Below are 1,465 nucleotides of genomic sequence, written 5' to 3'. Positions count from 1 at the left end.
GGTAGTGACCCCTTAAAGTTAGAGTTTTTATTTATGCAGCTAATTGGCTGGCATGAGTTCGGTATTTTACCGGACTCATGCCGGCCAATTTTTGTTTAATACGTTCGTTGTTATAGTAGTGGATATATTTTTCAATTTTCTTTTTTAACACGTCATATGAGACTAATTCTTCCCCGTGATACATTTCTTGTTTGAGTAAGCCAAAGAAGTTTTCCATTGCTGCATTGTCTGCACACGTTGCTTTGCGAGACATGCTTTGGAAAATCTTGTTCTGCTTTAATGTTTTCACCCATTTATTATGTTGATAGTGCCAGCCTTGATCTGAATGGATTGTTGTTCGATATTCTGCACGTTCTCGAATGACTGGAAGGGCTTGTTTCAATGAGTCCAGCACAAAATCCATTGTAGGCCGTTTAGACATACTGAACCCAATAACCTCTCCGTTATATAAGTCCATAATTGGGCTCAGATATAGTTTTTCATCATCTGTACATTTGAATTCAGTTACGTCTGTCACCACTTTTTGTACGGCGTAATGCGTATAGAAACGGCGATTTAAACGATTTTTCGCCACTTTTCCAACCGTACCTTTATACGATTTATAGCGCGACTTGCGGACGAATTTCTCACATTTCAAATCTAATTCCTGCATAATGCGCTGTACTTTTTTGTGATTAATGATGTAGCCTTGCGCTTTTAACTCCGTATGTATACGACGATAGCCATATCGTCCTTCATGTTTCTTAAACGTCTCTAAAATCAACGTTTGCCATCCCTTATCTGGATCTTCCTGATGCAGTTGCTTGATGTGATAATGATACGTAGCTTCTGGAATATCTACACGCATTAAAATGTCTTTTAATCGGAATCCTTCTTCTTTGAGTTCAAAGGCAATGACTGCTTGTGCTTTCCGAGGAATGCTTCCGGGTTCTCTCGAAAAGCCTTCAACTTTTTTAAGTATGCCACCTCTAGACGAAGCAGTTCATTTTCACGTTCTAACTGCTCCTCACGTGACATTTCTTTTTCTTGTTTAGTTGGTTTTGATTTTTTCGACATAGATGGGCGCCCCTTTGCTTTTTCTTGCAGGCCCTCTATCCCTTCTTCCAGAAATTTTTGGTTCCATTTAGCGATTAAACGTGGATTGTTCATCTTAAATTGAATCGCTGTCTCTTGATAGGAAGCACCTGTTTGTTTCATAAAGTGTAATACATCTACTTTAAATTGAACAGAATAGACTTCCTTACTTCTTTTTCGTTTAATACCATTATTCCCATATGCTTTGTAGGCAGCTACCCATGTTCTAATTGCTGTATTAGATGGAATGGAATATTTTTTAGCTAATCGTTTAAGACCTATTTTTCCTGTTAAATACTCTTTCACAACCTTTAACTTAAATTCATCGCTATATTTTGCCATAAAAAAACACCCCAAAAGTTTTTTACTCTAACTTTTGGGGTGCAGCACC

Annotated in this window: 2 protein-coding genes; both read right to left on the bottom strand. The window is 37.7% G+C overall.

Annotated features, from left to right (window positions below):
- Positions 1-31: 31 nt before the first annotated feature.
- A complete protein-coding gene (locus tag MHI22_RS23345; RefSeq protein ID WP_340812755.1) occupies positions 32-919 on the bottom strand; it encodes an IS3 family transposase in 888 nt (295 codons plus the stop codon).
- Positions 859-1,416, bottom strand: coding sequence for a helix-turn-helix domain-containing protein (locus MHI22_RS23340; protein WP_141903571.1), 558 nt, complete (start codon positions 1,414-1,416; stop codon positions 859-861). Before MHI22_RS23340 ends, MHI22_RS23345 begins: the two co-directional genes overlap by 61 nt.
- Between the last annotated feature and the right edge of the window lie 49 nt (positions 1,417-1,465).

It is taken from the genome of Lysinibacillus sp. FSL L8-0312 (genome assembly GCF_038003285.1).
Taxonomy (GTDB): Bacteria; Bacillota; Bacilli; order Bacillales_A; family Planococcaceae; genus Lysinibacillus; species Lysinibacillus fusiformis_D.
The sequence above is the reverse complement of the archived record's forward strand: the minus strand, read 5'-3'. Positions and strand labels throughout refer to the sequence as shown.

Coding starts and splice junctions, on each gene's coding strand:
- MHI22_RS23340 (WP_141903571.1), bottom strand. CDS start 1,416: ATGGCAAAATATAGCGATGAATTTAAGTTAAAGGTTGTGAAAGAGTAT.